Source organism: Martelella sp. AD-3, assembly GCF_001578105.1.
Taxonomy (GTDB): domain Bacteria; phylum Pseudomonadota; class Alphaproteobacteria; order Rhizobiales; family Rhizobiaceae; genus Martelella.
The window spans coordinates 3,008,016-3,031,729 of the sequence record NZ_CP014275.1; the positions used below are offsets into that span (position 1 = coordinate 3,008,016).

23 protein-coding genes are annotated in these 23,714 nt (G+C 63.0%); 7 read left to right on the forward strand and 16 right to left on the reverse strand.

Annotated elements, in window-relative coordinates:
* Positions 1–30: 30 nt before the first annotated feature.
* Both AZF01_RS14025 and AZF01_RS14030 read right to left on the reverse strand, forming a co-directional pair.
* A complete protein-coding gene (locus AZF01_RS14025; RefSeq protein WP_024708972.1) occupies positions 31–999 on the reverse strand; it encodes an adenosine deaminase in 969 nt (322 codons plus the stop codon).
* On the reverse strand, positions 996–2,216 hold the full coding sequence (locus tag AZF01_RS14030; protein WP_024708971.1) for a phosphopentomutase: 1,221 nt from the start codon (positions 2,214–2,216) through the stop codon (positions 996–998). Before AZF01_RS14030 ends, AZF01_RS14025 begins: the two co-directional genes overlap by 4 nt.
* A gap of 151 nt (positions 2,217–2,367) precedes the next feature.
* On the opposite strand from AZF01_RS14030, the gene AZF01_RS14035 reads away from it, so the two are divergent.
* A complete protein-coding gene (locus AZF01_RS14035; protein WP_024708970.1) occupies positions 2,368–2,547 on the forward strand; it encodes a hypothetical protein in 180 nt (59 codons plus the stop codon).
* A 6-nt stretch (positions 2,548–2,553) separates the two neighbouring features.
* Here AZF01_RS14035 and AZF01_RS14040 read toward each other — a convergent pair whose 3' ends face one another.
* The gene (locus AZF01_RS14040; protein ID WP_024708969.1) at positions 2,554–3,792 is read right to left on the reverse strand and encodes a Zn-dependent hydrolase; all 1,239 of its coding nucleotides are present in this window, start codon (positions 3,790–3,792) and stop codon (positions 2,554–2,556) included.
* A 338-nt stretch (positions 3,793–4,130) separates the two neighbouring features.
* Between AZF01_RS14040 and AZF01_RS14045 the strand changes: the two genes are divergently transcribed.
* The 6 genes from AZF01_RS14045 to AZF01_RS14070 all read left to right on the forward strand — a co-directional run bounded on the left by AZF01_RS14045 (position 4,131) and on the right by AZF01_RS14070 (position 11,412).
* Positions 4,131–5,690, forward strand: coding sequence for an ABC transporter substrate-binding protein (locus tag AZF01_RS14045; protein WP_024708968.1), 1,560 nt, complete (start codon positions 4,131–4,133; stop codon positions 5,688–5,690).
* Positions 5,691–5,791: 101 nt separating this feature from the next.
* On the forward strand, positions 5,792–6,736 hold the full coding sequence (locus tag AZF01_RS14050; protein WP_024708967.1) for an ABC transporter permease: 945 nt from the start codon (positions 5,792–5,794) through the stop codon (positions 6,734–6,736).
* A complete protein-coding gene (locus AZF01_RS14055) occupies positions 6,736–8,676 on the forward strand; it encodes a dipeptide/oligopeptide/nickel ABC transporter permease/ATP-binding protein (RefSeq protein ID WP_024708966.1) in 1,941 nt (646 codons plus the stop codon). Before AZF01_RS14050 ends, AZF01_RS14055 begins: the two co-directional genes overlap by 1 nt.
* Complete coding sequence (locus AZF01_RS14060; RefSeq protein WP_024708965.1) at positions 8,669–9,658, forward strand: ABC transporter ATP-binding protein; 990 nt, start codon at positions 8,669–8,671, stop codon at positions 9,656–9,658. Before AZF01_RS14055 ends, AZF01_RS14060 begins: the two co-directional genes overlap by 8 nt.
* Positions 9,655–10,455, forward strand: coding sequence for a FadR/GntR family transcriptional regulator (locus tag AZF01_RS14065; protein ID WP_024708964.1), 801 nt, complete (start codon positions 9,655–9,657; stop codon positions 10,453–10,455). Before AZF01_RS14060 ends, AZF01_RS14065 begins: the two co-directional genes overlap by 4 nt.
* A gap of 12 nt (positions 10,456–10,467) precedes the next feature.
* Positions 10,468–11,412 (forward strand): acetamidase/formamidase family protein, encoded by a 945-nt coding sequence (locus AZF01_RS14070; RefSeq protein WP_024708963.1) that lies wholly within the window; start codon positions 10,468–10,470, stop codon positions 11,410–11,412.
* Positions 11,413–11,481: 69 nt separating this feature from the next.
* On the opposite strand, the gene AZF01_RS14075 is transcribed toward AZF01_RS14070, so the two are convergent.
* From AZF01_RS14075 to AZF01_RS14140, 13 genes are all read right to left on the reverse strand, one after another.
* Positions 11,482–12,021 (reverse strand): peroxiredoxin, encoded by a 540-nt coding sequence (locus AZF01_RS14075; RefSeq protein WP_024708962.1) that lies wholly within the window; start codon positions 12,019–12,021, stop codon positions 11,482–11,484.
* A 244-nt stretch (positions 12,022–12,265) separates the two neighbouring features.
* Positions 12,266–12,874, reverse strand: a complete 609-nt coding sequence (locus AZF01_RS14080) for a LysE family translocator (protein ID WP_024708961.1) — start codon at positions 12,872–12,874, stop codon at positions 12,266–12,268.
* A 60-nt stretch (positions 12,875–12,934) separates the two neighbouring features.
* A complete protein-coding gene (gene ureC / locus AZF01_RS14085; RefSeq protein WP_024708960.1) occupies positions 12,935–14,647 on the reverse strand; it encodes an urease subunit alpha in 1,713 nt (570 codons plus the stop codon).
* Between the two features lie 25 nt (positions 14,648–14,672).
* Positions 14,673–15,029 carry a GFA family protein gene (locus AZF01_RS14090; RefSeq protein WP_024708959.1) on the reverse strand — a complete coding sequence of 119 codons (357 nt, stop codon included), beginning with the start codon at positions 15,027–15,029 and terminating at the stop codon, positions 14,673–14,675.
* A gap of 2 nt (positions 15,030–15,031) precedes the next feature.
* The gene (locus tag AZF01_RS14095; RefSeq protein WP_024708958.1) at positions 15,032–15,337 is read right to left on the reverse strand and encodes an urease subunit beta; all 306 of its coding nucleotides are present in this window, start codon (positions 15,335–15,337) and stop codon (positions 15,032–15,034) included.
* An 11-nt stretch (positions 15,338–15,348) separates the two neighbouring features.
* On the reverse strand, positions 15,349–15,651 hold the full coding sequence (locus AZF01_RS14100; RefSeq protein ID WP_024708957.1) for an urease subunit gamma: 303 nt from the start codon (positions 15,649–15,651) through the stop codon (positions 15,349–15,351).
* A 33-nt stretch (positions 15,652–15,684) separates the two neighbouring features.
* Positions 15,685–16,491, reverse strand: coding sequence for an urease accessory protein UreD (locus AZF01_RS14105; RefSeq protein WP_036237657.1), 807 nt, complete (start codon positions 16,489–16,491; stop codon positions 15,685–15,687).
* A gap of 254 nt (positions 16,492–16,745) precedes the next feature.
* The gene (gene urtE / locus AZF01_RS14110) at positions 16,746–17,441 is read right to left on the reverse strand and encodes an urea ABC transporter ATP-binding subunit UrtE (RefSeq protein WP_024708955.1); all 696 of its coding nucleotides are present in this window, start codon (positions 17,439–17,441) and stop codon (positions 16,746–16,748) included.
* Positions 17,442–17,698: 257 nt separating this feature from the next.
* On the reverse strand, positions 17,699–18,457 hold the full coding sequence (gene urtD / locus AZF01_RS14115) for an urea ABC transporter ATP-binding protein UrtD (RefSeq protein WP_024708954.1): 759 nt from the start codon (positions 18,455–18,457) through the stop codon (positions 17,699–17,701).
* Positions 18,454–19,620, reverse strand: coding sequence for an urea ABC transporter permease subunit UrtC (gene urtC, locus AZF01_RS14120; protein ID WP_024708953.1), 1,167 nt, complete (start codon positions 19,618–19,620; stop codon positions 18,454–18,456). Before urtC ends, urtD begins: the two co-directional genes overlap by 4 nt.
* Positions 19,617–21,257 (reverse strand): urea ABC transporter permease subunit UrtB, encoded by a 1,641-nt coding sequence (gene urtB, locus AZF01_RS14125; RefSeq protein WP_024708952.1) that lies wholly within the window; start codon positions 21,255–21,257, stop codon positions 19,617–19,619. Before urtB ends, urtC begins: the two co-directional genes overlap by 4 nt.
* Positions 21,258–21,348: 91 nt before the next feature.
* Positions 21,349–22,644, reverse strand: coding sequence for an urea ABC transporter substrate-binding protein (gene urtA / locus AZF01_RS14130; RefSeq protein WP_024708951.1), 1,296 nt, complete (start codon positions 22,642–22,644; stop codon positions 21,349–21,351).
* 153 nt (positions 22,645–22,797) lie between these two features.
* Positions 22,798–23,613: an aspartyl/asparaginyl beta-hydroxylase domain-containing protein gene (locus AZF01_RS14140; protein ID WP_081725824.1), complete on the reverse strand. Its 816-nt coding sequence runs from the start codon at positions 23,611–23,613 to the stop codon at positions 22,798–22,800.
* Positions 23,614–23,714: the final 101 nt, after the last annotated feature.

The window sequence follows — 23,714 nt, forward strand, 5'->3', positions numbered from 1 at the left end:
GCAGGCAGAAACGCCGTTTTTTCCACTGTTTCAGCGTTGGAGCAGGGCAAAAAGCCGTGCGCGGGTTGCCTCATCGACAAAGGCGGCGGCAATCGCCGTTTCCGTCATGCGGCCGGTCTCGGCGGAAGAGAAGCCCATCTCGTCCTCCGCGATCGCGTATTCGCGCGCGAGCGAGGTGTCGAAGAAGGGCGGATCGTCGGAATTGAGCGTCACCCGGACGCCGGCATCAACGAGTTGACGCAAGGGATGCGAGCGAAAATCCGGATAGACCGAAAGGGCGATATTGGACCCCGGGCAGACTTCGAGCACCACACCCTCATCGGCAAGCCGCCTCACCAGTTCGGGATCTTCCACGGCCCGGACGCCGTGACCGATCCGGTCGGGCCGCACAAGATCCAGCGCGTCGCGCACGGAGTCCGGTCCGCAGACCTCGCCCGCATGGATCGTCAGCTTCAGTCCGCCGTCACGGGCGATGTCGAAGGCGCGCGCGTAATCGGCGACGCGGCCCATGCGCTCGTCGCCCGCCATGTTGAAACCGGTGAGCAGCGGAAAGCCGCAGGAAACGGCGTAGCGCGCCGCCCCCTCCACCTGTTCCGGCCCCATATGGCGTTCGCCGATCATCACCATGCGGCACTCGATCCCGGTCTTCGCCTTCGCCGCCGCAATGCCCGCCGTGATCGCCCGCATATAGGCATCGCGGGAAAGACCTGCGGCAAGTCCCTGTTCGGGCGAGACGAAAAGCTCGGAATAGATCGCGCCATCGGCGGCAAGCGCGCCGAGATATGTCTCCGCGAGATCCGCGAAATCCTCCTCCGCCCGAAAGACATTGGCTATTGCGGCATAGCAGGCGATGAAGCTCGAAAAATCATGCCAGACATAGCGACCGTCCTTGAGCCAGGCGGAGAGATCGACGCCGTATTTTGCCGCAAGGCGCGCGGCAAGCGCCGGCGGCGTCGCGCCTTCGATATGGCAGTGGAGTTCGGCCTTTGGCGTTTTCACAGGAAGGATGCTCCGTATTTGCCGGGCCCAAGCCCGAGGTGGTGGGCGATGCTTTCGCCGATATCGGCATAGGTTTCGCGCAGGCCGAGCGAGCCCGGCTGGAGGCCCGGTCCGAAGACGAGAACCGGAACGCGCTCTCGCGTGTGGTCGGAGCCGCGCCAGGTCGGATCGCAGCCGTGGTCCGCCGTCAGCACCGCGATGTCGCCCGGCCTCATCCGCGCGGCAATCTCCTCGATGCGGGCGTCGAACGCCTCAAGCGCGGCCGCATAGCCCGGCACGTCGCGGCGGTGGCCGTAGACCATGTCGAAATCGACGAGATTGGTGAACACCAGATCGCCCTCGCCCGCCTCGTCCATCGCCTTCAGGCTGGCGGTCACCAGCGCATCATTGCCGTCCGCCTTGATCAGGCGGGTCACGCCCTTGCCGGCAAAGATGTCGGAGATCTTGCCGACGGCGAGCACGTTGCGGCTTGCCGCCGTCGCCCGGTCGAGCAGCGTTTCCTCCGGCGGAGCGATCGAGAAGTCGCGGCGGTTGCCGGTGCGCTTGAAGGTTTCGGCCGTCTCCCCGATGAAGGGACGCGCGATCACTCTTCCGATGTTGAGGTCATAGGTCATCTCGCGCACGACCGCGCAGAGTTTCAAAAGCCGCTCGAGGCCGAAATGATATTCGTGGGCGGCGATCTGGAACACGCTGTCGGCCGAGGTGTAGAAGATCGGCCGCCGCGTCCAGACATGCTCCTGGCCGAAACGCTTGATGATCTCCGTGCCCGAAGCGTGGCAATTGCCGAGACTGCCGGAAATGCCGGCCTCGCGATAGATCGCCTCCAGAAGGTCGGCCGGAAAACAGTCCGGCTGATCGGGGAAATAGCCCCAGTCGAACATCACCGGTGTGCCGGCGATCTCCCAATGGCCCGACGGCGTGTCCTTGCCGCGCGAAACCTCGCTCGCCGCGCCGTAACGCCCCAGGAGTCGCTCCGGCTGCTCCATGCCGGCGGGACGATGCCGGGTCGCGAGCTTCGCGGCTTCCAGAAGGCCGAGCGCGGAAAGATTGGGCAGTTTCAACGGGCCGGAGCGCAGGCCCGCCCGATCGCCGAGGCCCGCGGCGCAGAACTCGGCGATATGGCCGAGCGTATCGGCGCCGAGATCGCCATAGGCCTTTGCATCCGGCGCACCGCCGATGCCGAAGGAATCGAGAACATAGAGAAAGGCACGGGCCATCGGACGCTCAATCCTGCACTGACAAATCGTCTTTTCCTTCTATCGCCTGCCCTCTCGCATGGCAAACGCCCCGGCACAACGGGGAACCGGTGCGTAAATCCATGCGTTTAGAAGGTGATAACCATGTTTCTTAACGCCGAAGGAAGGCAGGATGATCATGCTGACAGCCATCGACACGATCAAGGCGAGCACTGTCATGCCCGAAAGAAGCAGCAGCAGAAAAGGCGAGACCGGAGGCCAGGCCGGCGAACTGGCGCTGATCGCCGGCGTTCTTCTGGCCGCAACCGCCCTGGTGATCTTCGCCGCTCTCCGGCTTTACCTGGTCAACTGATACCCCTCAGACTGCAAGCCGCATCAACGCCGCCAGCATCAGCTCCGCGCCCTTTTCGATATCCGCCCATTCGGAATATTCCTCCGGGGCATGCGAAATGCCGCTGCGGCTCGGCACGAAGATCATCGCCGAGGGGCAGAGCGCCATCATCGTCTGCGCGTCGTGGCCGGCGCCCGAAATCATCCGCCTGGCCGGAAGGCCGAGCGCCTCCGCCTCTTCTGACAAGAGATCGACCAGTCCGGCATCGAAGGCCACCGGCGCAATGACGCTCTTCTCCTCGATCGCGTGGGCAAGGCCATGCTTTCCGGCGACCGCCGCCGTCGTGCGGTAGAACAGACGCTGCAAACCACGCATGACAGCTTCCGAGGCGTCCCGGATGATCACGGAGAAGATGGCCTCGCCCGGCACCGTATGCGGATGGTTCGGCACAAGCTCGACCTTGCCGATCGTGATCCGGGCGATCTCCGACGGCGACTGCGCGATCATGTCCGGGATCTGCACGGCGATCTCGGCAAGGCCGGCAAAGGCATCGGCGCGCATGTCCATGGGCGTCGTGCCGGAATGGTTGGCCGTGCCCTTCAGCGTCACCTGCAGATTGACGATCCCGGTCGCGCCTTCCGGCAGGCCGATCGCGATCCCCTCGCGCTCCAGCACCGGCCCCTGCTCGATATGAAGTTCGAGAAAGGCTTTGACGGAGCCCTTCGGCCGGGCAGCGCCGAGCACGGACATCGGATCCAGGCCTTGCGCGCGCATCGCCTCTGCCAGCAGCACGCCATCGGCATCGGCCGCACTCTCCAGCCATTCAGCCGTCACCAGTCCGGCGATTGCCTGCGAGCCCAGCATGCCGCCGAAACGACCTTCCTCCTCCGAGGTCGCCACAACCTCGATCGGGATGGCGGGCTGAACGCCGGCCTCCTTCATCGCCCGCACGCATTCCAGCGCGACGGCAACGCCCAGCGCCCCGTCGAAGGCGCCGCCGTCAACGACGGTATCAAGATGCGAGCCGACCATGATCGAAGGGCCGTCCGCCCCCCCGAAACGCCCGAAAACCGAGTTCGCGCCGTCGCGCGTCACCGCCAGCCCATCGGCCTCCATTTCCTTCGCGAACCAGTCGCGCACCGCCATGTCGGCATCGGAGAAACCCGGCCGATTGTAGCCGGCACCGGGCTTTCCGGCGCCGAAACGGTTGATGCCGTCGAGAAGGGCCCTGAGCCGCCCGGGATTGATCTTCGGTTTGCTGTTCATCGCTGCCGGCCTCCCCTTGTTATCTGCCGCAAGGCGGCTTTCCCATCGGATAATTTATTATGATAATTTCCGACAACCCGCAAATCGCGGCGGCGCCTCCGCTCTGCCCGAAAGAACGACGGAGCCGCAGGCGCGCGACTTTCACAGGGCGCACTGACAGCGCCGGCAAGCGGCGTGACGTCATTTTCGCCTAGACTGAAATCACGACTAAGTTTTTGATTTTTCTTTATCATTTTCCGCGGAGAATGGACAGGGTTGTAATTTATTATGATCAATCCTTGTAAATTACAGAATTTTCATAATTAATTAACGAAATACCAACAGAGGAGAACCGATTGATGAAACGCCTTCTCGCAGCCGCGCTGGCTGCCGCGTCGCTGGCTTTCGGGGCGCCTGCCATCGCGCAGACTCCGCCCAATGTTCTGGTGGTCGGCCAGATTGCCGAGCCGAAATCGCTCGACCCCGCGGTCGACACGGCCGTCAATGACTTCCGCATTCTGGTGAACATGTATGACGGTCTTGTGCGCTACAAGGACGGAACGCTCGAGGTCGAGCCGGCTCTTGCGAAGAGCTGGGACATCTCAGAAGACGGAAAGACCTACACCTTCAAGCTGCGCGAAGGCGTGGCCTTCCATGACGGTTCGCCCTTCAATGCCGAGGCCGTGAAGTTCAATTTCGACCGCATGCTCGACGAGAACCATCCCTATTACGACACCGGGCCGTTCCCGCTGTCCTTCTTCTTTTCATCCGTCGACACGGTCGATGTGGTCGACGACCTGACGGTAAGGTTCACGCTCACCGAGCCCTACGCCCCCTTCCTGTCGAACCTCGCCTATCCGACAGGCCTGATCGTATCGCCGGCGGCGGTTGAGGAATATGGCGCCGATTTCGGCCGCCACCCCTCCGGCACGGGCGCCTTCAAGTTCGAGGAATGGAACCCCAATTCCAGCGTTGTCGTCTCCAGAAACGCCGATTACTGGGACGGCGCGCCGCCGCTTGAGGCGGTGGTCTTCCGCCCCGTCACGGACGCTAATACCCGCGTTGCCGAAATGATGTCGGGCGGGCTCGACGTGATGGTCGAGGTGCCGCCGGATGCCCTGTCGCAGTTCTCCGACAGCGACCGCTACAAGGTCTATGAGCAGGCCGGGCCGCATGTCTGGTTCCTGATCCTGAACCTCAAGGACGGTGTCTTCGCCGACAAGAAGATCCGCCAGGCCGTCAACTACGCCATCAACAAGGAAGCAATCGTCAACGACATCCTGCAGGGCACCGCCGACGTGGCTGCCGGCCCGACGCCGCCGGCCTTCGCCTGGGCCTATGACGACAGCCTGTCGCCCTATCCTTACGATCCGGAGAAGGCCAAATCGCTGCTCGAAGAGGCCGGTTATGACGGCTCGGAGCTGACCTTCTACGTCACCGAGGGCGGTTCGGGCATGCTGGAACCGCAGGCCATGGCCACCCAGATCCAGGCCGATCTCGAAGCCGTCGGGATGCCGGTCAAGATCGAGACCTATGAGTGGAACACCTTCCTCGGCAAGGTGAACCCCGGCCTCGAAGGCAAGGCCGACATGGCGGAAATGGCATGGATGACCAACGACCCGGACACCCTGCCCTTCCTGGCGCTCAGGACCGATGCCTTCCCCGACAAGGGCGGCTTTAACTCGGGCTACTACTCCAATCCGGAGGTCGACAAACTGCTCGAGGAAGCCCGCACGGCCACTGATCAGGCCAGACGCGCCGAGCTCTACAAAGAGATGCAGGCGATCGTGCAGGACGACGCGCCCTGGGCCTTCATCGCCAACTGGAAACAGAACGCCGTGACCAAGGCGAGCGTGGAAAACTTCAAGCTCCAGCCGTCGTTCTTCCTGCTGTTGCAGAAGGTGGCAAAGCCGAACTGAGCGGGGCCGCATAGCCTCCACCAATCTCCCCCCTTGAGGGGGAGATTGACAAGAAGACGGCAGGCGCTTTGCACGGCTTCCCACCCAACGGAGAACACGCCATGGCCCATTATATCCTCAGGCGGCTGCTGACCGTCATTCCGGTGCTTCTGGGACTGACCGTGATCGTGTTCGCGATCATGGCGATGATCCCCGGCGATCCGGCCACGGCAATCCTCGGCTCCTACGCCACGCCGGAAAATGTCGACCGCATCAACCGCGCGCTCGGCCTCGACAAGCCGCTGGTGCAGCAATATTTCATCTGGCTCGGCAATATTCTCCAGGGCGATTTCGGCCGTTCCTACACGCAGAACCGGCCGGTGATCGATATCATCACCGAGCGTTTCGGCAATACGCTGATCCTCGCCGGCACCTCGCTGGTGCTCTGTTCCATCCTCGGCCTTCTGGCCGGCATCGTTTCGGCGGTGCGACAGTATGGCCTCACCGACAAGCTGGTCACCTTCTTCGTGTTGATCGGCATTTCGGTCCCCTCCTTCTGGCTTGGCCTGCTCCTGATCCTGCTTTTCGCCGTCAAACTGCAATGGCTGCCGGCAAGCGGCATGTATGCGATCTATGGCGGCGGCGGCCCGATCGATCTGCTGAAACATCTCATCCTCCCGGCCTTCACCCTGTCCGTGGTGGCAACCGGCGTCGTCGCCCGGCTGACGCGCACATCGATGCTGGAAGTGCTCCGGCAGGACTATATCCGCACCGCCCGCGCCAAGGGGCTGAAGGAACGCCGGGTGATCATGCGCCACGCCTTCAAGGCGGCGCTCGTCTCCGTCATTCCAGTCCTCGGCATCCAGGCCGGCTTCGTGCTCGGCGGCGCGGTCTATATCGAGACCGTGTTCCAGTGGCCCGGCATCGGTTCCATGCTGGTGACCGCGATATCCACCCGCGACCTGCTGACGGTCCAGGGGGGCGTCCTGATCGTCGCAGCCGCCTATGTGCTGTTCAATCTGGCCGCCGATGTCGTCCAGACCATGCTTGACCCGAGGTTGCGCTGATGACCGATACCGCCGCAGACAGCGCGCCGCGCCACAAGACGAAAAAAAGCGACCGCCCGAGCGCCCTCAAGCTCCTGTTCAACAACTCGCTGGCGACCGCCGGCCTGATTGTCTTCGCCGTCATCGTCCTCATCGCACTGGCAGCGCCTATCCTGCCGCTGCAGCCGCCGAATGTGACGGACCCGTCGGTACGCCTTTCTCCGCCCCTTACCGAGGGCCATCTTCTCGGCACCGATGCGCTCGGCCGCGATCTGCTCTCGCGTCTCATCTGGGGCACGCGCGTAAGCCTCGCCGTCGGCGTTTCCGCCACGCTGATCGCCGCGTTCTTCGGGTCCCTGATCGGGCTTGTCGCGGGCTATGCGGGCGGACGCACCGACAATATCCTGATGCGCGGCATCGATATGGTCATGGCGTTTCCCTACATCCTTTTGGCGCTCGCCATCGTCGCCGTTCTCGGCCCAGGCCTCTTGAACGCGCTCTATGCCATCGCCGTCGTCAACATCCCGTTCTTCGCGCGCAACATTCGCGGCATGACGCTCGGTCTGTCGCGGCGTGAATTCGTCGATGCGGCGCGGCTTTCGGGCAAGTCGCATGTCTCCATTCTCTTCGGCGAGGTTCTGCCCAACGTGCTGCCGGTGATCATCATCACCATGTCGACCACGATCGGCTGGATGATTCTCGAAACGGCAGGCCTTTCCTTCCTCGGTCTCGGCGCCCAGCCGCCGCAGGCCGATCTCGGCTCCATGCTCGGCGACGGCCGCAAGGTGCTGTTTACCGATGCCTATGTCTCCATGGTGCCGGGCCTGATGATCTTCGCCCTCGTCATGAGCATCAACCTGCTCGGCGACGGCATTCGCGACGTGCTCGATCCAAGGCTGAAGTCCGGCGCGCTGGCGCGTCCCGGCGCCCGCACGGCGGTGAAGCGCGAGAGCGTCCCTGATCGCGGGCAGAGGTCCGGAACGGTGCTCGACGTCCAGGAGATGCGCACCGAGTTCCATATCGGCGGCAGCATCTACAAGGCCGTCGGCGGGGTCGACCTCTACATGCGCCAGGGCGAGTGCGTCGGCCTTGTCGGTGAATCCGGCTCCGGTAAATCGGTCACCGCCATGTCGCTGATGGGTCTGGTGCCGACGCCGCCTGGACGCATCGCCGGCGGCGCGGCCTGGCTTGAGAACGAGGATCTGTTTGCCGCAAGCGACGAGCGCATTCGCCAGCTGCGGGGCGGCGACGTCTCCCACGTCTTCCAGGACCCGCTGTCCACGCTGCATCCGCTGTTCACCGTCGGCGACCAGCTGATCGAGGCCATCCAGGCGCATCAGCCAGTGTCGAAAAAGGAGGCGCGCGGCAAGGCGGCGGCGCTTCTGGAATCGGTCCGCATCCCAAATGCGGGCGAACGACTGAAGGCCTTTCCGCATGAGCTTTCGGGCGGCATGCGCCAGCGCATCTCCATTGCCATGGCGCTGGCCAATGACGCCAAGGTGATCATCGCCGACGAGCCGACGACCGCCCTAGACGTGACCGTGCAGGCGCAGATCCTCGAACTGATGAACGGGCTGCGCAAGGAGCGCGATACGGCGATCCTGTTCATCACCCATGATTTCGGCGTGGTCTCCGCCATCTGCGATCGGGTGGCGGTGATGTATGCCGGGCGCATCGTCGAGACCGGCACGACAGAGGAAATTCTCGAGCGACCGGCCCATCCCTACACGGCGAAGCTGATCGAATGCGTGCCGGTGCTGGGGGAGCCGAACCGGCGCCTTGACGCGATCGAGGGCCGTCCGCCGGTGGTCAACAACCTGCCGGACGGCTGCGCCTTCGCGGACCGCTGTCCCTTTGTACAGGACGACTGCCGCAAGGGCGATATCGCCATGACCGCGCTTGGCGAGGAACGCGGCGTGCGCTGCCTCCACCCGCTCAACAGGGAGACCGCCGATGGCTGAGGATGTGTTGATCGCAATCGATCGGGCGGAACGCACCTTCGGCGGCGGCAAGACGCTGTTCGGCAGGAAGCTGCCGGCCGTCCACGCCGTTCAGGACGTCACCATCGACGTGCGGAAGGGCGAGACGCTCGGCATTGTCGGCGAATCGGGTTGCGGCAAGTCCACGCTCGCTCGCCTGCTTTCCGGCCTCGACGTGCCGACGGGCGGCAAGATCACCTTCGAGGGCAGAGACCTTGCCGAGGAGGCGCGCAAAAACCCGCGCGCCCTCGCCCGGCAGGTGCAATATGTGTTTCAGGATCCGGTCTCCTCGCTCAACCCGCGCAAAAAGGTCCGCACCATCCTGGAAGCCCCGCTCATCCACCTGTTGAAACTTGACAAGGCCGAGCGGCAGAAGCGGCTCGAAGAGCTGATGAACGCGGTCAACCTGGCGCCGGAATTCCTTGACCGCTACCCGCATGAGTTCTCCGGCGGGCAGGCCCAGCGGATCGGCATCGCCCGGGCGCTTGCAGCCAATCCGGAGGTGATCGTGCTCGATGAGCCGGTCTCCGCGCTCGACGTCTCGGTGCAGGCGCAGGTGCTCAACATTCTGGACGACCTGAAGGCGCGGTTCGGGCTGACCTACCTGTTCATCAGCCATGACCTGTCCGTGGTCGAGTCGATCTCCGACCGGGTGGCGGTGATGTATTTCGGCCGGATCGTCGAGCTCGGCACGCGCGATCAGGTCTTTTCCGACGCGCTCCACCCCTACACGCATTTGTTGTTGAATTCCGCCCCGGCGCCCGGCCGAAAGGCCGTTTCCGGCGGAGACCGGGAGGCCGAGCTGCCCGACCCCTATAATCCGCCGCCGGGCTGCGCCTTCTTCGCCCGCTGTCAGAGCGGAACGGATGCGTGCCGGCGCGCTGTTCCGCCGATCGACGAGGCGATGGGAGAAGCAGGACACAAGGCCGCCTGTTTCCACCCGATGACGAAAAGGACGGCATGAGCAACCCCAGTCTTGAAAGACGCCAGGCCTTTGGCCCTCCCTTTGCGGAGAAGAAGCGCAAGCGCCCGGATGTGATCGCCGACATGCTGCGCGACCGGATGATCGACGCGGAGCTGAGGCCCGGCGACCGCATGCCGCCTGAATGGCTCGAAGAAGATGCCCTGCGGGCCTCGCGCGGAACCGTGCGCGAGGCGCTGAAAATCCTCGAATTCCAGGGCCTGATTGCCTCGAAGACGGGGCCGGGCGGCGGCATCTTCGTCCGCGCCGTCCAGCCGGCCGAGGCGATCCAGACGGTGACAAGCCTGTTCCTCCAGGCCCCGCCCTCGATTTCCGATATCTACGCGCTGCGCAAGACGCTGGAACCCGCGCTTGCCGCCGATGCCGCGCTGCACCTGCCGGCCTCCGCCATCCAGTCGCTGCAGGACAAGATCCGGCTTTACGAGGGCGAGGCGGAAACGGCGGAAGAGGAGTATATCCAGCGTCTTGCCGAGCTCGATTTTCATGCCGAACTTGCCCGCCACGCGCAAAACCCGGTCCTGGGCTTTGCCTGCGGGCTGCTGCTGAACCTGCTGCGCGACCTTCCGGTCTGCCGGGCCATCTATGAGGAGCGCAATCCGGGCCTGCGCGAGACAGGCATTTTCTACCAGATCGAGCTGATCAAGGCGATCCGCGCCAGGGACGCGGCGAAAGCGCGCGCCATCATGGCGGAACATATGGTCGAGGCCGAGGCTTACATGCTTGAGCGCGAACGCCTGAACGCCGCGCGCAAGCCGGGTCGCGACAGCGACCACGCGTGACGAGCCGGGAGAATGCCGATGAAATGCGCACACACGATCCACGACCATCAGGGCCATCTCGGCTGGGACCGGTCGATCGATCCGGTTCTTGTCGCCCGTTCCGGCGAGACGGTCGCGTTTTCCTGCCGCGATGCCGGCAACGGGCACTATGGCCCGGAGAGCACGGCAGCGGATATCCTGACGGCGGAGCCTGGCCAGGCCAACCCGCTGACGGGCCCGCTCTATGTCGAAGGGGCAAGGCCCGGCGATGCGCTGAAGGTCACCGTCAACGAATTCGCGCCGTCAGGCTTCGGCTGGACGGCGATCATTCCCGGATTCGGCCTTCTGGCGGATCAGTTCTCCGGACCGCGGCTCAAGCTCTGGAACTATGAGACCGATATCTCGCAACCGGCCGTTTTCAATGCGCTGGCGCGCATTCCGCTGCGCCCCTTCATCGGCACGATCGGGGTCGCCATGGCCGAACCCGGCAATCACGCGGTGATCCCGCCGCGCCATGTGGGCGGCAATATGGACATTCGCGACATCGCGGCCGGCACCACGCTCTATCTGCCCGTGGAAGTCGAGGGCGCTTTGCTCTCCATCGGCGACACCCACGCTGCCCAGGGAGACGGCGAGGTCTGCGGCACGGCGATCGAGAGCGCCATGGATGTTTCCGTCACCGTCGACGTGATTGAAGGCGCCGCGCCGAAGACGCCGCATTTTTCGACGCCCGGTCCGATTGCGCGCCATCTTGACGCGGCAGGCTACGAGGTCACCACCGGCATTGGACCCGATCTGATGGACGCGGCACGCACGGCCGTCTCCAACATGATCGAACACCTGGCAAAGACCCGCAATCTCGATCCGGCCGACGCCTATATGCTGTGTTCGGTCGCCGGCGACCTGAAGATCAGCGAAATCGTCGACGCCCCCAACTGGGTGGTGTCGTTCTATTTTCCACGGATCGTGTTCGAATAGGGCCAAACGAAAAGGCGACCGGAAAACCGGTCGCCCTGCAATCGCTTCACGGGAAAAGAGGCCAGGGCCTCAGGCGGCCTTGGATTCGCCCTTGAGGCTTTCCAGAATGTTCTGCGGCGCGGAGACGCCGTAGGGGTCGGTCTCGCACAGGTCGGAGAAGCCTTCTTCCTCGAACCATTTCTCGACGACGCCGTCATTGATCACGGCAGCGTAGCGCCAGGAGCGCATGCCGAAGCCGAGATTGTCCTTGTTGACCAGCATGCCCATCTTGCGGGTGAATTCGCCGGAGCCGTCCGGGATGACCTTGACGTGCTCGAGATTCTGGCCCTTTGCCCAGGCGTTCATCACAAATGCATCGTTGACCGACATGCAGTAGATGTCGTCAATACCCTGGGCCTGGAATTCGGGGAAAAGCTTCTCGAAGTCGGGCAACTGGTAGGTCGAGCAGGTCGGCGTGAAGGCGCCCGGCAGCGAAAACAGAATGACCCGCTTGCCCTTGAAGTAGTCGTCCGAGGACATGTCCTGCCAGCGGAACGGGTTCGGTCCTTCGATGCTTTCATCGCGAACACGCGTGCGGAAGGTTACGTTCGGAACTCTGCGACCGATCATCTCAATCTCCTGTTGTCTTCAGCCCTTGAGAAGGAATTCTGTTTTGGAAAGGTTGAGGGATTTTATCAATTTTCAAATCGGAATAAAGGTAAAACCTTAGAATTATTCCAATCTGATGGCTGCCATGCGCGCAACGCATGGCAATTCCCTCATCTCAGCCAAGCAGTTTCAATGTGATAGCGGCCAGGCGCCATTCAACCCGATGGCACTGCGTCATTCCGACGCACCCCGACAGCGCCCGCGCTCAGTGACGCGCGAGCGCCATGGAACCGCCGGCGAAGATCAGCGCAGCGCCGACGGCGCGGTTCAGCTGCACGAACACCCGGCTGGATGCGATGAAACGCCCGAGCAGCGCGCCGCCGGCGACATAAAGGCAGACGGCAACGACCTCCATGACCAGAAAGGCAAGCCCCATGGCCGTCAGTTGCGGCCAGATCGGCCCGCCCTCGACGATGAACTGCGGAAAGAAGGCGGTGAAGATGGCGATCGCCTTCGGATTGGTGATCGCGATCGAGAAATCGCGCCGCATCAGCGCGGCGATGCTCGCGTCAAGCGCCTGCATCTCGGCAAGCGCCCTCGCCTTGATGAGGATCTGGATGCCGACATAGACGAGATAGACCGCGCCGACGAGCTTGATGACCAGAAACGCGGTGGCGGACGCGGCAAGAACAGCGCCGAGCCCGGCGACCGTGATCGCGATCAGAAAGGCAAAGGCCGGCATCCGCCCCATGCCGCCGAGCAGGCCACGCACCGCGCCGAGCCGCGCGCCGTTGGAAAAGGCCAGCATATTGTTCGGTCCCGGCGCGCAGTTGAGCGCGAAACAGGCCGGTATGAATACTTCCCATGCAGTCATGCGGCCCATCCTACGGGTTTGGCGACGCCCCCGAAACAGGCTTCGCGCCGTTTGCCAAAATCAAAACAGGAAATACCGCTGCGCCATCGGCAGAACATCCGCCGGCTCGCAGGTCAGCACCTCGCCATCGGCGCGCACCTCGTAGGTTTCCGGATCGACGGAGATGTCCGGCGTTGCCGAATTGTGCACCATCGAGGCCTTGGAAATGCCGCCGCGCGTATTCTTGACCGGCAGAAGCTGCTTGGCAACGCCCAGCTTGTGGGCCAGGCCGGCATCAAGCGAGGCTTCGGAGACGAAGGTGACGGAGGAATTGGTGCGCGCCTTGCCGTAAGCGCCGAACATGTAGCGGTAATGCATCGGCTGCGGCGTCGGGATCGAGGCGTTCGGATCGCCCATCTGGGCGGCCGCGATCGTGCCGCCGATGATGATCATTTCCGGCTTGACGCCGAAAAGCGCCGGGTTCCACATGACGAGGTCGGCCCGTTTTCCCACTTCCACCGAACCAATCTCGTGGGAAAGTCCGTGGGCGATCGCCGGGTTGATCGTGTATTTGGCGATATAGCGCTTCACCCTGAAATTGTCGTTCTGACCGGTCTCCTGCGCCAGACGTCCGCGCTGACGCTTCATCTTGTCGGCGGTCTGCCAGGTGCGGATGATGACCTCGCCGACGCGGCCCATGGCCTGGCTGTCCGACGAGATGATGGAGAAGGCGCCGATATCATGCAGGATGTCTTCCGCCGCGATCGTCTCCTTGCGGATGCGGCTCTCGGCAAAGGCGATGTCTTCCGGGATCGACGGCGACAGGTGGTGGCAGACCATCAGCATGTCGAGATGTTCGGCGATCGTGTTGACCGTATAGGGCCGCGTCGGGTTGGTCGAGGACGGGATGACGTTGGAAAGGCCGCAGATCTTGATGATGTCCGGCGCATGGCCGCCGCCCGCGCCTTCCGTGTGGAAGGCGTGGATGGTGCGGCCCTTGAAGGCCGCGACCGTGTCCTCGACGAAGCCGCTCTCATTGAGCGTGTCGGTGTGGATCATCACCTGGACGTCGTATTTGTCGGCCACGGTGAGGCAGTTGTCGATCGCCGCCGGCGTCGTGCCCCAGTCCTCATGCAGTTTCAGCGCGGCAGCGCCGCCCAGCACCTGCTCCTCCAGCGCGCCCGGCAGCGAGGCATTGCCCTTGCCGGAAAAGGCGAGGTTCATCGGGAAGGCGTCGGCAGCCTGGATCATCCGCTCGATATGCCAGGGACCGGGCGTGCAGGTGGTGGCGAAGGTGCCATAGGCCGGCCCCGTGCCGCCGCCGAGCATGCAGGTGAGGCCTGACATCAGCGCCTCCTCGATCTGCTGCGGGCAGATGAAGTGGATATGGGCGTCCATGCCGCCGGCGGTGACGCACTTGCCCTCGGCCGAAATCACCTCCGTGCCCGGCCCGACGATGATGTCGACGCCGGCTTGCGTATCCGGATTGCCGGCCTTGCCGATGCCGGCGATGCGGCCGTCCTTGATGCCGATATCGGCCTTGACGATGCCCCAGTGGTCGATGATCAGCGCATTGGTCATCACCGTGTCGACCGCCCCCTCGGCCCGGCTTGCCTGGGACTGCCCCATGCCGTCGCGGATCACCTTGCCGCCGCCGAACTTCACCTCGTCGCCATAGTGGGTAAAATCCTTTTCCACCTCGACGAAGAGTTCCGTATCGGCAAGGCGCACCTTGTCGCCCGTGGTCGGCCCGAACATGGACGCATATGAGGCGCGAGACATCTTGAAAGGCATGGAATTCCTCCTGGGGCGGAAAGCGTTATACGGCGGCGCCGTCGTAATGCTGCGAGCTGAGGCTGCGGGGATCGACGCCGTCGAGGCAATTGGCGTTGACCGCGACCATGTCGGCCCCGTCAGGGGCCGTGACATAAGCAAAGCTCTCGATACCGCAAGTCTTGCAGAACAGGTGATGGATCTGGCGCTTGTTGAACAGGTATTCGGTCAGGTTGTCCTCGCCGCTGTTCAGCGTGAAGTCTTCGCGCGGCGCAAACGCCAGCACCGAACCGAGACGCCTGCAGCGCGAGCAATTGCAGGTGACGGTGTGGCCGAGTTCGATATCAACATCGAAGTCGACCGCTCCGCACTGACAGCTTCCGTGGTAATGCTGAACAGCCATGATCAAAGCTTTCCCATGATTTCCTGTCGGAACCCGTAGACCGTGCGGTTGCCGGCGAAGGGCACCAGCGTCACGTCACGGGTCTGGCCCGGCTCGAAGCGAACGGCCGTTCCGGCTGCGATATCGAGCCGCATGCCGCGCGCCTTGTCGCGCTCGAAGGCAAGCGCCGGATTGGCCTCGAAAAAGTGGTAATGGCTGCCCACCTGAACCGGCCGGTCGCCGGTATTGGAGACAGTGATGGTGACGGTCGGCAGACCGGCATTGATCTCGATTTCGCCCTCTGCGGCGATCAGTTCACCGGGGATCATGTCTTACCTCCTCACCTGATCGGCTCATGCACGGTCACCAGCTTGGTGCCGTCGGGGAAGGTCGCTTCCACCTGCACGTCGTGGATCATTTCCGGCACGCCGTCCATCACCTGGTCGCGGGTCAGCACATGGGCGCCCGCCTCCATCAGCTCGGCCACGGGGCGGCCGTCGCGCGCACCCTCGACCACATAGTCGGTGATCAGCGCGATGGCTTCCGGCCAGTTGAGCTTGACGCCCCGTTCCAGCCTGCGGCGCGCCACCATGGCGGCCATGGAAACCATAAGTTTGTCCTTCTCACGCGGCGTCAGGTTCATGCGTCACTCTCTCGCTGTCACGGCTTGCGGATTTCATAGATGCCAGACTTTCGGCAGATTTTCATTCTCCCGCAAGACCCTTAAGGCGGGAATCAGGCTTTTTCTCAACTGGTAGCCGTCGGGGGCGACGACACGGGCGACGAGCTTGCCGTTCCACTCGCTGGCGCCGCCGGCAGACGTCCCGAGGGCCTCGCGCACCCTGGGCATCAGCGCTTCGGCGCGGGCCCCGCAATAGAGCAGCGTCGCAAAGGCGACATCGCCGCCGAGCACGGCGGCCTGCGATACGAGATTCTCGATATCGCCGGTCATGCGCACATCCTCGGCATGGATCAGCGTGCCTTTCCGGCGCACCCGCCAGCGATCCCGGAACTGGCCGCGCCGCACCGCCTCGCCCATGGCCTTGCGGCCGAGGAGCACCGCCTCGATCGCCAGAAACTCGGCCGTTTCGGCAAGGTCGACGTCCAGCCGGCGATGCAGAGCGGCTTCATCGAAAAGAATGGTTTCCTGTGGCAGCCAGTCGAGCCTTGCGCCCTCGCCGACGCGCAACTCGCTGTCGATCGTCGCCGGGCCGCCATCGGACCTGTAGATCTTCTCGCAGGCCTGCGTGGTGACCGTCAGCGTCGTGCCCGGATCGGCCGTCATCACCCATTGCAGCCGGTCGCCGCCGGTCAGCCCGCCGGAGGTGTTGATCAGCACGGCCTCCATGGACCCGTCGAAGCTCTCGGGGATGCGGATCTTGGCAGCCCCCTCCTGATAGAACTCATCAAGCCGCGTCCTGCCCGCGGAAAGCTTGGCCCTGACCTCGCCCCTGCCGAAGGTGCGCTGCGCCCGTCCCGGCATGTCCCGGATCAAGACGTCCACTCCGTCCCGGGGGACGCTTCCTCCAAGCCGCATTTTCTCTGACCGCACATTGATTGACCTCGTATTTTCTTCTCACACAAGGAAAAGCAAGTTTCGTGCCGCCAGCGAAATGAATTTCGTTTTTCGCTGAAAACCGAGGCATCCGCGGCTCACGCATCCCGGTTTTGTGGACACAATAGCAGCACATGCCCGCCTGACGCGCACATTTTCTCCGCAGGCTGCGCGCGGAAGCATCAGACGGTCAGGTGGCGGCGCGCCTCCGGCGTATCGAGCGTGTCGGCGGGTCCGTGATGGACGATCTCGCCGCGATCCATGATATAGACCTGGTCGGCGAGTTCGCGGCAGAAATCGAGATATTGCTCGACCAGAAGAATGGCCATGCCGGTTGAATCGCGCAGATAGCGGATCGCCCGGCCGATATCCTTGATGATCGAGGGCTGGATGCCTTCCGTCGGTTCGTCCAGCACCAGAATTTTGGGTCGCGTGACCATGGCGCGGCCGATGGCGAGCTGCTGCTGCTGGCCGCCCGAAAGATCGCCGCCGCGACGCGACAGCATTGATTGCAGCACGGGAAACAGGCTGAAAATATCGTCCGGGATCGTGCGGTCGCGCGCGGCAAGCGGGGCAAAGCCGGTCTCCAGGTTTTCCCGGACCGTCAGCAGCGGAAAGATCTCGCGCCCCTGCGGCACGTAGCCGACGCCGCGCTTGGCCCGGTGGTAGGGCGCCAGCCCGTCGAGCTTTTCGCCCTGAAAGCTGATGGCGCCGCCCGATGTCGGATGCTGGCCGGTGACGGCGCGCAGCAACGAGGACTTGCCGACGCCGTTTCGACCCAGCACGCAGGTGATCTTTCCCATCTCGGCGGAAAGCGAAACATTCCGCAGCGCCTGCGCCGCGCCGTAATGGAGGTTGACGTTTTCAATGGTCAGCATCGGTAGAGCCCTTTCGACGGACGTCAGGGCGAACAGCCCTTTCTTGAGCGCGCGGAAAAGCGAGGCCTTTCAGCCTCAATCTCCCCCCCTGAGGGGGAGATGTCGCGAACGCGACAGAGGGGGGTAAAGGGCAGAAACCGCAGTCTCCGAATTCGCAGATAGGGTTCCCCCCCCTCTGCCCCTGTCGGGGCATCTCCCCCTCAAGGGGGGAGATTGATGGGGGCTGGCGCTCCTTCAACACGAATTCCATCATCCCCTCACCGCCCCAGATAATTCTCGATGACCTTCGGGTCGTTCGAGACGTAGTCGATCGAGCCCTCGGCGAGCACCGAGCCTTCTGCAAGGCAGGTGACCTTGACGCCGAGATCGCGGACGAAGCCCATGTCGTGTTCGACGACGACGACGGCGCGGGTCTTCGCGATCTCGCGCAACAGGCGGGCGGTCTCCACGGTTTCGGCATCGGTCATGCCGGCAACGGGCTCGTCGACAAGGAGAAGCTTCGGCTCCTGCGCCAGAAGCATGCCGATCTCCAGCCACTGCTTCTGACCGTGGGAGAGATTGGCCGCAAGCTCGTCGCGACGCGGCGTCAGGCGGATCGTCTCGAGGATTTCCTCAATGCGGGTCCGGTCCTCGCTGGTCAGGCGATAGAACAGCGTGGAAAACACGCCGCGCCTGCGGTTGAGCGCCAGTTCCAGATTGTCCCACACCGTATGGCTTTCGAATACGGTCGGCTTCTGGAACTTGCGACCGATGCCGAGCTGGGCGATATCGGCCTCATCCTTGCGGGTCAGGTCGATCGTGTCGGCGAAGAACACCTCACCCGTATCCGGCCGGGTCTTGCCGGTGATGATGTCCATCATCGTCGTCTTGCCCGCGCCGTTCGGGCCGATGACAGCCCGCAACTCGCCGGGTTCGATGAAGAAGGAAAGGCTGTTCAGCGCCTTGAAGCCGTCGAAGGACACCGAGACATTGTCGAGATAGAGCAGGCTTTTCGCGCGTTTTTCACTCGGGCTCATCGTGCGCCCTCCTCGCTCGGGGTTACGTCCATGCCGGCCTCGGCCTGTTCCGAGCGCGCGTTGGCATCATTGCCCTTCTTCGAGAAGCGGTCGGAAATCGTGCCGACAATTCCCTTGGGCAGGAACAGGGTGACGGCAACAAAGAGACCGCCGAGCGCGAACAGCCAGAAGGCGGGGAACAGCCCGGTGAAGATGGTCTTGCCGCCGTTGACGAGGATCGCGCCGATGATCGGCCCGATCAGCGTTGCCCGGCCGCCGACGGCGGTCCAGATGACGACCTCGATGGAATTGGCCGGCGCGAATTCGCCCGGATTGATGATGCCGACCTGCGGCACGTAGAGCGCGCCGGCAACGCCCGCCATCATGGCCGAGACAACGAAGGTGAAGAGCTTGTAGTTTTCCACGCGGTAGCCCAGAAACCGCACCCGGCTTTCGGCATCGCGCACGCCGACCAGAACCTTGCCGGACTTCGAACGGACGATTGCCGAGGTAATGAAGAGCCCGATGGCGAGGAAGATGGCGGAGGCTGCGAACAATGCCGCGCGCGTGCCGTCGGCCTGCACGGAGAAGCCGAGAATATCCTTGAAGTCCGTCAGGCCGTTATTGCCGCCGAAGCCCATGTCGTTGCGGAAGAAGGCAAGCAGCAGGGCATAGGTCATCGCCTGGGTGATGATCGACAGGTAGACGCCGTTGACGCGCGAGCGGAAGGCGAACCAGCCGAAGGCGAAGGCCAGCGCGCCGGGCACGAGCAGCACCATCAGCATGGCGAACCAGAACATGTCGAAGCCGTGCCAGAACCAGGGTAGCTCCTGATAGTTCAGGAAGACCATGAAGTCCGGCAGGGTCGGATCGCCATAAACGCCGCGCGGGCCGATCTGACGCATCAAATACATGCCCATGGCATAGCCGCCAAGCGCGAAGAAGGCGCCGTGGCCGAGCGAAAGAATGCCGCAAAAGCCCCAGACGAGATCGAGCGACAGCGCCAGCAGCGCGTAGCAGAGATATTTGCCGAAGAGCGACACGATATAGGTCGGCAGGTGAAACGGGCTTCCCGCCGGGATGAGAAGATTGAGGACCGGCACCAGCAGGGCGATGCCGAGCAGGATGGCGATCGCGATCGAGATCCTGCGGTCGAGCGAGCGGAGAACATAGGCCGTAATCATGATTCAACCGCCCTTCCCTTGAGTGCGAACAGACCGCGCGGCCGTTTCTGGATGAACAGGATGATGAAGACGAGCACCAGGATTTTGCCGAGAACGGCGCCGGCATAGGGCTCGAGGAACTTGTTCAGGATGCCGAGCGAGAAGGCGCCGACGAAGGTGCCCCAGAGATTGCCGACGCCGCCGAAGACCACGACCATAAAACTATCGATGATGTAGGACTGGCCGAGATTGGGCGAGACATTGTCGATCTGCGACAGCGCGACCCCGGCAAGCCCCGCAACGCCAGATCCCAGGGCAAATGTGAAGGCATCGACCCAGGGCGTGCGGATGCCCATGGAGGCGGCCATGCGCCGGTTCTGCGTCACCGCCCGCATCTGCAGGCCGAAGGCGGAGCGCTTCATCAGCATCAGAAGGCCGAGAAACACGGCCAGCGAAAAGACAACGATCCAGAGCCTGGACCAGGTGATGACCAGCCCGCCGAGATCGAAGGCGCCGGACATCCAGGACGGATTGCCGACCTCGCGGTTTGTCGGGCCGAAAATGCTGCGCACCGCCTGCTGCAGGATCAGCGAAACGCCCCAGGTGGCCAGCAGGGTTTCCAGAGGACGGCCATAAAGGAAGCGGATGACGCCGCGCTCAATCACGAGGCCGACGGCAGCGGTGATGAGGAAGGCAACCGGAAGGGCAATCGCCAGCGACCAGTCGAAAAGGCCGGGATAGGAGGTGCGGATCACCTGCTGCACCATAAAGGTGGAGTAGGCGCCAATCATCACCATTTCGCCATGGGCCATGTTGATGACGCCCATGACGCCGAAGGTGATGGCAAGGCCGATCGCCGCCAGAAGCAGAACGGAACCAAGGGAGAGGCCATACCAGACGTTCTGCGCCGCGTCCCAGAAGGCAAGGCGCTTTTCGATCTTCGCCTGGGCGGCATCGACCTCGTCCTGCAGTTCCGGATCGAGCGAACCGCGCGCCGAGAGAAGGATGGAGATCGCATCGCGCCCGCCGATCGCGGCGATGTCGTTGATCGCCTCGGCCTTGGCCTCGATCGGACGGGAGGAATTCAGGATGGAGATGGCGCGGGCCTGGCCGAGGGCTGCGGCAATCTCGCCGTCCTCTTCTGCCGCAAGCGCCTCTTCGATCAGCGCCAGATTGTCCTCGCTCGGCGCGTTCATCATGGCGCGGGCGGCTGAAAGCCGGATAGTACGATCAGGGCTCATCAGCGTCAGCCCGGCGATCGCGGCATCGATGGAGCGCCGAAGATTGTTGTTGACCTTGACCTTCTCGAGGTCGCGCTTGGAGCGTTCCCCGGCTTCCGCGCCGGTCAGCGGGTCGATCAGCACAAGATTGCGGCTCGATGACCCCTTCCTGGTGATGAAGACCGCGCCGTCATCCTCGCGGTAATAGAGATCGCCGTTGGAAAGAGCTCTCAGCGCGGGCAAAACGGCGATATCGCCCGTCGCCGCAAGCGCTTCGACCAGTTTCTCGGTCTGACCGAAATTCCGGGCTTCGGAGAACTGATCAATCAGCGACCCGGCGTCGTCGGCCGCCCGGGAGAGAGAGGGCGCACATGCCAGTACCAGTATTGCAAATAAGATAAAGGTTCTGAAATAGCGCGGTAGTAGAGAAATGGACATGTGCGCCCCCAACGTTGACAGTCCGCCTCGCAAAGGACTGTCCCCCTGTTCACCCGGCGCGAAACACGCGCCGGGAGCCGAGTTGCCGTTCTTATTCGGCAGCCATGCCGCCACACTGGCCGGTTTCGACGTTGAAGTTGCCGCACGACATCGGCGCGCGCCAGTCGGCGATCAGGTTCTTCGAATCCGGCAGGTAATCGGACCATGCGTCGCCGGCGACGAGACCGGGCGTTTCGTAAACGATGTCGAACTGGCCATCATCCTGGATCTCGCCGATCAGCACCGGCTTGGTGATGTGGTGGTTCGGCATCATCGCCGAATAGCCGCCCGAAAGATTCGGCACGGAAACGCCGATGAGCGCATCGATGACGGCATCCGGATCGGTGGTGCCCGCCTTCTCGACCGCCTCGACCCACATGTTGAAGCCGATATAGTGGGCTTCCATCGGGTCGTTGGTCACGCGGGAATCGTCGCCGGTGTAAGCGTGCCAGGCATCGATGAAGTCGTAATTCGCATCGGTGTCGACGGACTGGAAGTAGTTCCATGCGGCCAGATGACCGACAAGCGGAGCGGTATCGAGACCGGCGAGTTCTTCCTCACCCACGGAAAATGCCACAACCGGGATATCGGACGCGGAAATACCCTGGTTGGCGAGCTCCTTGTAGAAGGGCACATTGGCGTCGCCGTTGATGGTGGAGACCACGGCCGTCTTCTTGCCCTCCGAGCCGAAATTCTTGATGTCGGAGACGATCGTCTGCCAGTCGGAAAAGCCGAACGGCGTGTAGTTGATCATGATGTCTTCTTCGGCAACGCCATGATCCTTGAGATAGGCTTCGAGGATCTTGTTGGTCGTGCGCGGATAGACATAGTCGGTACCGGCTAGAACCCAGCGCTCGACGCCTTCATTCTCCATCAGGTAATCGACGGCGGGAATGGCCTGCTGGTTCGGCGCAGCACCGGTGTAGAACACGTTGCGCTGGCTTTCCTCGCCCTCATACTGGACGGGATAGAAGAGGATGCTGTTCAGTTCCTCGAAGACCGGCAGAACCGATTTGCGCGACACCGACGTCCAGCAGCCGAAGACCGCCGAAACGCCATCGCCTTCGATCAGTTCGCGCGCCTTTTCGGCAAAGAGCGGCCAGTCGGAGGCCGGGTCGACGACAACCGCCTCAAGCTGCTTTCCCAGAAGGCCGCCCTTTTCGTTCTGCTCTTCGATGAGCATCAGCATGGCGTCCTTCAGCGTCGTCTCCGAAATCGCCATCGTGCCGGAGAGCGAGTGCAGGATACCGACCTTGATCGTGTCTTCCTGCGCCAGCGCGCCGGTTGCGGTCGAAGCGGCGAGCGCCGCCAGAAGAGCCGCGCCGGTCATTGCCTTTTTGAAATTCATGTTTTTCCCCTCAACGGATTGTCGCCTTCAAAGGCGCTTGGAAATCGCGGCGTTCGTGAAAAACAACGCCTGCGCCAACTATCGTCGAGGGAGAGAGAACCCCACATACGTCATTTGACGTAGGCGGGGTGGAAGACTGCCCGCAAGGCTGCCTTATGGCCTGTTCCGAAGCGCCTCGGCCTCGGCATAGAACTTCTTTTCCCAGTCCTTGTGGTTGTCGAGACCTTCGCGGATGAAGGGCGTGAAGATCGCCATGTTCATCAAGAGCCAGTTGATGAAGCGGGCGGGAAAACGCGTGGGCTTGACGAAATCGACGAACAGGACGACGCGGGTCTTGTCCGTGTGGTTCCAGGCCTCGTGCTCATAGGCATCGTCGAAGATCAGCACCTTGCCCTCTTCCCAGTGGCAGATCTGGTCCTTGACCCGGATCGCGAGCTGATCGGGCTCGGCCTCCGGCACGATCATGCCCAGATGAAGACGCAGCACGCCGTTATAGGGGCCGCGATGGGCCGGCAGGTGCTTTCCCGGCTCGAAGATCGAGAACATCACCGTCGTCAGTCCGGGGATCTTCTGCATCGCCTCCCAGGTCTTCGGGCAGGCCTTGATGTTCTGTTCCGATTTCAGCCCGTAGCCGAGCAGGAAGAAGGTCTTCCAGTGATTGTCATCGGAAATCGTCTTCACGTCCGTGGAGATATCCTGAAAGCTCGGCAGTTCGCTCTGGCGCTCCAGCACCTTGTCGAGTTCGGCGCGGATGGCGGGGGCCGCCGCCTCGATCTCCTTCGACCAGGGAAAGGTGGCATTGTCGTAGACGGGCGGATTGCCGTAGATCGCATGTTTGAAATTGAGCTTTTCCGCCCAGTTGACGACGCCCATGAAAAACCGCGTCACAGCGCTCGGGCGCTCCATCGGCGCGATGCCGTCGGTTCCGAAGCTCTGGCCGTCCTTGCCTTTCGTTTCGGTATGCGTCATGAACCTCTCCTTTATGCGGCTCTGCAGCTTCAACTGACCGCGATCATCCTAACATTCCCCGAAAAAAGGAAAAAGTGCGGCGGATGACGCGAATCGGGCCG

Coding starts and splice junctions, on each gene's coding strand:
- AZF01_RS14030 (WP_024708971.1), bottom strand. CDS start 2,216: ATGGCCCGTGCCTTTCTCTATGTTCTCGATTCCTTCGGCATCGGCGGT.
- AZF01_RS14035 (WP_024708970.1), top strand. CDS start 2,368: ATGATCATGCTGACAGCCATCGACACGATCAAGGCGAGCACTGTCATG.
- AZF01_RS14040 (WP_024708969.1), bottom strand. CDS start 3,792: ATGAACAGCAAACCGAAGATCAATCCCGGGCGGCTCAGGGCCCTTCTC.
- AZF01_RS14045 (WP_024708968.1), top strand. CDS start 4,131: ATGAAACGCCTTCTCGCAGCCGCGCTGGCTGCCGCGTCGCTGGCTTTC.
- AZF01_RS14050 (WP_024708967.1), top strand. CDS start 5,792: ATGGCCCATTATATCCTCAGGCGGCTGCTGACCGTCATTCCGGTGCTT.
- AZF01_RS14055 (WP_024708966.1), top strand. CDS start 6,736: ATGACCGATACCGCCGCAGACAGCGCGCCGCGCCACAAGACGAAAAAA.
- AZF01_RS14060 (WP_024708965.1), top strand. CDS start 8,669: ATGGCTGAGGATGTGTTGATCGCAATCGATCGGGCGGAACGCACCTTC.
- AZF01_RS14065 (WP_024708964.1), top strand. CDS start 9,655: ATGAGCAACCCCAGTCTTGAAAGACGCCAGGCCTTTGGCCCTCCCTTT.
- AZF01_RS14070 (WP_024708963.1), top strand. CDS start 10,468: ATGCCGATGAAATGCGCACACACGATCCACGACCATCAGGGCCATCTC.
- AZF01_RS14075 (WP_024708962.1), bottom strand. CDS start 12,021: ATGATCGGTCGCAGAGTTCCGAACGTAACCTTCCGCACGCGTGTTCGC.
- AZF01_RS14080 (WP_024708961.1), bottom strand. CDS start 12,874: ATGACTGCATGGGAAGTATTCATACCGGCCTGTTTCGCGCTCAACTGC.
- ureC (WP_024708960.1), bottom strand. CDS start 14,647: ATGCCTTTCAAGATGTCTCGCGCCTCATATGCGTCCATGTTCGGGCCG.
- AZF01_RS14090 (WP_024708959.1), bottom strand. CDS start 15,029: ATGGCTGTTCAGCATTACCACGGAAGCTGTCAGTGCGGAGCGGTCGAC.
- AZF01_RS14095 (WP_024708958.1), bottom strand. CDS start 15,337: ATGATCCCCGGTGAACTGATCGCCGCAGAGGGCGAAATCGAGATCAAT.
- AZF01_RS14100 (WP_024708957.1), bottom strand. CDS start 15,651: ATGAACCTGACGCCGCGTGAGAAGGACAAACTTATGGTTTCCATGGCC.
- AZF01_RS14105 (WP_036237657.1), bottom strand. CDS start 16,491: ATGCCGGGACGGGCGCAGCGCACCTTCGGCAGGGGCGAGGTCAGGGCC.
- urtE (WP_024708955.1), bottom strand. CDS start 17,441: ATGCTGACCATTGAAAACGTCAACCTCCATTACGGCGCGGCGCAGGCG.
- urtD (WP_024708954.1), bottom strand. CDS start 18,457: ATGAGCCCGAGTGAAAAACGCGCGAAAAGCCTGCTCTATCTCGACAAT.
- urtC (WP_024708953.1), bottom strand. CDS start 19,620: ATGATTACGGCCTATGTTCTCCGCTCGCTCGACCGCAGGATCTCGATC.
- urtB (WP_024708952.1), bottom strand. CDS start 21,257: ATGTCCATTTCTCTACTACCGCGCTATTTCAGAACCTTTATCTTATTT.
- urtA (WP_024708951.1), bottom strand. CDS start 22,644: ATGAATTTCAAAAAGGCAATGACCGGCGCGGCTCTTCTGGCGGCGCTC.
- AZF01_RS14140 (WP_081725824.1), bottom strand. CDS start 23,613: ATGACGCATACCGAAACGAAAGGCAAGGACGGCCAGAGCTTCGGAACC.